The 296-nt window shown below is 48.0% G+C and carries 1 rRNA gene; it reads right to left on the minus strand.

The annotated features are described in order from the left end of the window. A 23S ribosomal RNA gene (locus tag OKJ99_RS18130) occupies window positions 1-132 on the minus strand; the annotation flags it as partial. Window positions 133-296 lie beyond the last annotated feature (164 nt).

Raw genomic sequence — 296 nt, forward strand, 5'->3', positions numbered from 1 at the left:
GCCGTTTACCTGCGCTTGGTTGAATTTCTTCACTTTGACATTCAGAGCACTGGGCAGAAATCACATTGTGTCAACACCTTTTGAGGCCATCACAATGCTATGTTTTTATTAAACAGTCGGATTCCCCTTGTCCGCTTCAGTTCTGAGTTAATTGTTAATTGTAGAGGGGCGCCTTGCGGCACCCCCAAGATTCCAGCTTCGTCCGAACAGATCCACTCGGTTGCCCTCGCAGTTCTGAGCTAACTAGTCTTTCATCAAGGGGTCCCTCGTACCCAATCCTCAGAGCCAATCCTTTT

Origin of the sequence: Streptomyces endophyticus (assembly GCF_035798155.1) — a bacterium.
GTDB lineage: Bacteria > Actinomycetota > Actinomycetes > Streptomycetales > Streptomycetaceae > Streptomyces > Streptomyces endophyticus.